4 protein-coding genes and 2 pseudogenes are annotated in these 5591 nt (G+C 62.7%); 2 read left to right on the forward strand and 4 right to left on the reverse strand.

Annotated elements, in window-relative coordinates:
- Window positions 1–149: 149 nt before the first annotated feature.
- Together VK682_RS26890 and VK682_RS26895 are read right to left on the reverse strand one after the other, a co-directional pair.
- A complete protein-coding gene (locus tag VK682_RS26890) occupies window positions 150–1001 on the reverse strand; it encodes an AAA family ATPase (RefSeq protein ID WP_324782949.1) in 852 nt (283 codons plus the stop codon).
- Between the two features lie 2 nt (window positions 1002–1003).
- Entirely contained in the window at window positions 1004–2458 is a 1455-nt protein-coding gene (locus VK682_RS26895; protein ID WP_324782950.1) for a TnsB C-terminal domain-containing protein, read from the reverse strand.
- Window positions 2459–2599: 141 nt separating this feature from the next.
- Here VK682_RS26895 and VK682_RS26900 point away from each other — a divergent pair, with 141 nt between their 5' ends.
- Together VK682_RS26900 and VK682_RS27420 are read left to right on the forward strand one after the other, a co-directional pair.
- Window positions 2600–3181 carry a recombinase family protein gene (locus VK682_RS26900; protein ID WP_089852173.1) on the forward strand — a complete coding sequence of 194 codons (582 nt, stop codon included), beginning with the start codon at window positions 2600–2602 and terminating at the stop codon, window positions 3179–3181.
- 472 nt (window positions 3182–3653) lie between these two features.
- A pseudogene (locus VK682_RS27420) lies at window positions 3654–4049 on the forward strand (transposase); the annotation flags it as partial.
- On the opposite strand, the gene VK682_RS27425 reads toward VK682_RS27420, so the two are convergent.
- Window positions 4042–4311, reverse strand: coding sequence for a transposase (locus VK682_RS27425; RefSeq protein WP_380716856.1), 270 nt, complete (start codon window positions 4309–4311; stop codon window positions 4042–4044). The pseudogene VK682_RS27420 and the gene VK682_RS27425 overlap by 8 nt on opposite strands.
- A gap of 499 nt (window positions 4312–4810) precedes the next feature.
- Window positions 4811–5194, reverse strand: a pseudogene (locus tag VK682_RS26915) (DDE-type integrase/transposase/recombinase); the annotation flags it as partial.
- Window positions 5195–5591 lie beyond the last annotated feature (397 nt).

The following is a 5591-nucleotide window of genomic DNA, read 5'->3' on the forward strand; positions in this document are numbered from 1 at the left end:
GAGCCGGTTTCCGGCGGGATCATGCAGGCGCATTTCGGACATGCTGAGCAGATTGCCCGAATTCTATTTACCCGGGAAGCGGGAAAGCCGCCGCGGCGCCCGGGGGCGGGGTGTGACCGGCATCGTTATTTGGCACTGTTTTGGCGACGTTAGTTGGCCCCAATGACGAGTGTAGATCGGGCAGTTTCAACGACGTCTTCGGTGATGGTGGTCATCTCGTTGATGGCGAGGATGCGTTCGATCTGGTTAAAGAGACGCTGGAGAAGGCGAAAGTTGCCTCCTGTGATGCGTGCGACGGCGGCGATGGCGCGGTCGTCGGTGAAATCGTCGACATCGAGCGCCAGGCCGAGCTTCTTCCAGTGGCGACAGAGTACGAAAGTCAGTTCCTGGCCCTGAAGCGGCTGGTACTCGTGGGCGAAACCGACGCGGCTGTAGAGTTGGGCATAGCGCGCAAGGCGCTTCTCAATCCCCGGCATGCCGATGAGGATGAGTCCGATGGGCGCGCGATCATAGAGGTCGCGGAGGTATTCTAACGCGGTGACGTTCAGCCTGTCGGCCTCGTCCACAATCAGCAGTTCAATTGGGGTAACGCACATGGCGTCCACCGACGGGTCTTTCAGAGCGAGTCCGGCGCTGATGCAAAATCCCATGCGGACGGCCAGAAAATTCAGATCCTCCTTCATCTGTTTGAGGCCCGCCCCGACGGCGGGAGTGTAGAAGACAGTTCGACTGCGTGCCGCCAGAGCGTGGATACGCGCGTCGGAGGGATCGCGCGGACCCCATTCGAGGAGGAATGACTCGAGGCGGTGCCATTGCGCGTATCGGCCGGCCGACCATGTCTTGCCCACGCCCGCGGGGCCGAAGCACAGGCCGATCGTGCGCTGGCGTCGCACGGCGGTGGCGAATTCGACAAAGCGGCGGTGCTCGCGGGTGGCGATGAAGCCGGGCATCCGGTCGGGGCCGCGCAGTGTGGATATCCAGTCGAATGCGACGGTCGGCATGCTCAGTCCTCTCGATAGACCTTGAGGCGAGGGTGCCGCCGCCCGGGGGCGGATACCGGGTCCGAAATCGCATCAGGATTCGCTCGTGCGTCCGGAACAGCCGGGACGGCTGCAATGCGTTCATTGATGCCCGTTCGCAGAGCTTTGCGGCGGGCGCGCCGAGCGGCCTGCACGTCGCGCAGGGACACGGTGCGATCCGCGTGCTCTGCGTTGATCGCGCGACACAGGAAGCGGTCTCGGTGATAGACCCGGATCTCCGCCACGTCGCGTGGGTCGTGGCGGATGGTAACGCGCTCGCCCACGAAGGCGGCGAGGGTAGGATCCAGATAGCGCAGGCCGCCAAAGCGGATGCCGTCGCGTCCGACCACGCGTGGTCGAGCGACCAGAACGAGCAGCTCGTCGAGTTCCTCAAGCCGGTCGGGCATGCGCGGTAGCCAGCCATCCGCGACCCAGGCGCTGTTCGGGCTTGTGCCGGTCGCGGGGTGGGACCGTGAGTTGTAATGCTTGACCACGAAGGCATGAACGGCGGCGTCGAGTTCGCTGAGCGTCAGGCGCGGTGGGGTAACGGGCTTGCCGCCCAGCAGACGACCGGGAAGACTCGCCAGAAGCTCGGTGTTGACGCTGCCAAAAAGGCGCTCGATCTTTCCGCGGCCCTGGGGCCGGGCGACGGTGGAGTATACGAGGCGCATTTGCAAATCCGCAGCCACCTGCGCGATGTGTATGCTGGTAAAGTCCGATCCATGATCGACGTAGAGCACGTCCGGGATGCCGCAGATCTGCCAGTCCGGATCGTCCTTGCGCCAGATGGCCTGGCGCAGTGCGAGGGCGGTGTTCATCGCCGAGGGCGCATCGATCAGCAGACTGTAACCCGCAATGGCGCGGGAATAGTCATCGAGTACAAGGGTCAGCCAAGGTCGCAGCAAACGCCGCCCTGGCGCCACGACGAGGATGTCCAGTTCGGTGTGGTCGCACTGCCAGAGCGCGTTGGGACGGGCGGCGCGGTGTCGGTGGACCAGCTCGTACCTATCCCTGTAGGTCGCCGGTCCATCATGAGCGAGCGTGCGCATCGCCGGATCGAGGGCGGCGATAATCGCCCGCACCGTGCGTCGGGCCGGGACTGGCCACTCCTGTTCGTGGGCGATCTCCAACAAGCGCTTGTGGATCGCAGCCGCCGAGGGTGGCGGTCGCGTGAGCGCCATGCCCTCCACCGTGCGCACCAGGCCGTCGGGGAGTTTCCGTCGCCCTCGGTCGGCCCGCTCCTTCCGGGCAAGGCCCGCCACGCCGTCCTGTCGGAAACGTGCAAGCCAGCGCCGCGCGGTCCGGACCGGCACTCCTGCCGCCTCAGCCGCCCGCACCAGTGGCACACCATCCTCCATATGCGGGCGTAAGATAGCGAAGCGCGTCATGGCCTCACCCCGCCTGTCGGCCGGCAAGGAAACGTCGGTTTGCTTGCCCATTGCGCGCCACCTTCCCCTGATTGCAGAACAACGGGTCTGCGGGTAAGGAAACACGCTAAACTAATCTGCGTCAGGAAACGACATGCTCGCACGGGATCCTTGCCTATCCGCCATGTTCCGCCGATGTGACCGGCGCCTCCAATGCTGATCGGCTACGCGCGGGTGTCCACACACGACCAGAACCTCGACCTGCAACGTGACGCCCTCGAGACGGTGGGCTGCGAACGGGTGATCGTCGACAGGATGTCCGGTGCGGCCTCCGCCCGTCCCGGCCTCGTGCAACTCAAGGACATCCTCCGTGGAGGCGACACGCTCGTCGTTTGGCGACTTGACCGCCTCGGCCGGTCGCTCAAGGACCTCATTGCCTGGGTCAGCTATCTCGACGAGCACGAGATCGGCCTGCGCTCGCTGCACGAAGCGATCGACACCACGACGCCCACTGGCAAGCTGACCTTCCACATCTTCGGTGCCTTGGCCGAGTTCGAGCGCACCCTGATCCGTGATCGGACACAGGCCGGACTCGCAGCCGCCCGTGCCCGGGGCCGAACGGGCGGGCGCCGTCCCGCGCTCAACGCCGATAAGCGGGCCCTTGCCGTACGCCTTTACAACGAACGCCAGACTCCCATCAGCCGGATCTGCACCATGATGGGGATCTCAAAGCCGACCCTCTACAGCTACGTCCGCGCCGCGAACGGCGTCACCGATGGCCCACCGGCCAAATAGCGGTACCAAAAGCGTGCCAGATAGCGATGCCGGTCACACCCGCCCCCGGGCGCCGCGGCGGCTTTCCCGCTTCCCGGGTAAACAGAATTCGGGCAATCTGATCACCATGTCCGAAATGCGCCTGCATGATCCCGCCGGAAACCGGCTCTNCAATCACGCGTGCTGCCAGCAGTGATAGGCTGAAGGTGCAAGTGCCCGGCACCCAGTGTCGGCAGAGAGAATCGCGCTGACCACCGCGTACTCCAAAATGTCGCAATCCATGTCGCACATTCCTAACAAATGGTGGTATAAGTCTAGTCTTACCCGACTATTAGCAAGTTCGCGCCAATTAATGTCAAATTTTTATATAAATTTTTGTCGCCATTAATTAATGAGCCAACACATGCAAAGGAAGCACCGATGGCGTTCAAGTCAGCTCTCTTCACGAAACGTTTCAAGGCAGAGAAGCAGTCCCTCAGTAAATTCGCGGCCGTATGGCACGGTGATCTGCAACCTCGAGAGGCGGCAGATCACCGACCTGCTGCCGGATAGGGAGCCGACGACTGTCGAGGCATGGCTGCGGAGGCAGCCTCAGATCGAGGTGGTCGCCCGTGACCGGAACGGCGGCTACGGTGGCGCGATCACGCGCGTCTTGCCTCGGGCGGTCCAGGTCGCGGATCGCTGACACCTCCTCGAGAACGTCAGTGCGGCGTTTCTGGCAGCGGTGCGACGCCAGATGCTGACAGTCCGCCGCCCTGTTGGGGTGACGGAACTTGATCCCGCCCTGCTCACCACGGCGGAGCGCCTGCAATACGAGGGCTTCCAGCGCCGACAACAGACGAACGAGACCGTGCGGCACATGGCGAGTGAAGGTGTTCCGATCACCCGCCGGAAACGCGATCATGATGGATCCAGCACGGCCAGCAGCACCGCCAAGTACGACGGGGCTCCTCGTCGATCTCGGGCTTTTTGCGACCTCCGCGCTCGAATACGCCCGACGCGCCTTCCAGCAAAGCTCGCTTCCATTGATGGATCATCGTCGGATGCACCCCGAACCGGCTGGCCAGTTCGGCCGCCGTCTCTTCACCCTTCAGGGCTTCCAGCGCGACCTTCGCCTTGAACTCAGGCGCGTGCTGCTTCCGATTCGACATCACTGATCTCCTTCTCGTAGAAGATCAGCAGACTGCAAATCGTAACTTATGTCAGTTTCCGAATTTCGGGGGCTCAGTGAGGCGCAGATGTGGAGTTATCCTTTGAGAGTTTTGCCCCACGGGCGCGCCGAAGGAGTAGCGCGTACACTATTCAGAGTGCCTCCAGAGCAGGTAGAGCGTGAGGATCATCGCTCCAGGAACACTGAAATAAACTAGGAAAACAAAAAATAATGGTGCGCCAGCAGCCCACAAAATAGTGCCGGCAACTATTCCTATGAACCCAAACAAGCAGGCTATCGCAAATCCGCGACCTGCAGAAAGTGCTCCAGATTCTTCATCGTACTTTGGCATAAATCTTCACCTGTGCTTAGGCATCCATGGTACAGTACTATACAGACATATTGGCGGAAACCCATTCTGTTTGTCACGCCTGAAGCGTATCCGAGAACGTGCGATGAAGTACCAGGGCACGCCGGTCTCCTCGCCTCAGGCCAGCATCGTTCGAGCTGAACTCAGTGCCATGGTCGCTGACGATAAGGCGTGGCTTGCCGCACCGGGCGATCAGCGCCGTCAGCTCCGGAGCGACAGGCCGACCAGAGATCGAGGTGTCGACCACGGCGGCGAGGCATTCCTTCGTCACGTCGTCGACCATGTTGAAGATCCGGAAGCGACTACCGTGGGAAAACTGGTCATGGACGAAATCGACCGACCAGCGCGCGTTCGGCGTGGCTACCGTTAGCAGCGGCGCCCGCGTCCCGGTCGCCTTCTTCCGCCCCCGTCGCTTGCGCACCGACAGGCCCTCTTCACGGTAAAGCCGCTGGGTTTTCTTGCGATTCACGGCATGTCCCTCCCGTCTTAGCAACACATGCAGCCGCCGGTAGCCCGCGCAGGGATTCAAAATAGGCGATGCGCTGGTGCAGCTAGGTCTTCCGGGTCATGCAAAATCCCCCGTCCCGTGTCGCGCAGACCGGAAAGGTGGCCTGCGCCGATCAGGCTGCGCGCAGAATAAGGCGGAATACGCGCGNAGGTCTTCCGGGTCATGCAAAATCCCCCGTCCCGTGTCGCGCAGACCGGAAAGGTGGCCTGCGCCGATCAGGCTGCGCGCAGAATAAGGCGGAATACGCGCGCTTTTCGGAATTTTGCGGGGAATTGCTGCGACAGGGCTTGTGGCGCAGGGCGTGGCGGGGGCGCTGAGCCCCCCCCGCCTGCGGGTCATTCGACCGTCACGGATTTTGCGAGGTTGCGCGGCTGGTCCACATCGGTGCCCTTGGCCACCGCCG

Source organism: Salipiger marinus (assembly GCF_035481585.1).
GTDB lineage: Bacteria > Pseudomonadota > Alphaproteobacteria > Rhodobacterales > Rhodobacteraceae > Salipiger > Salipiger marinus.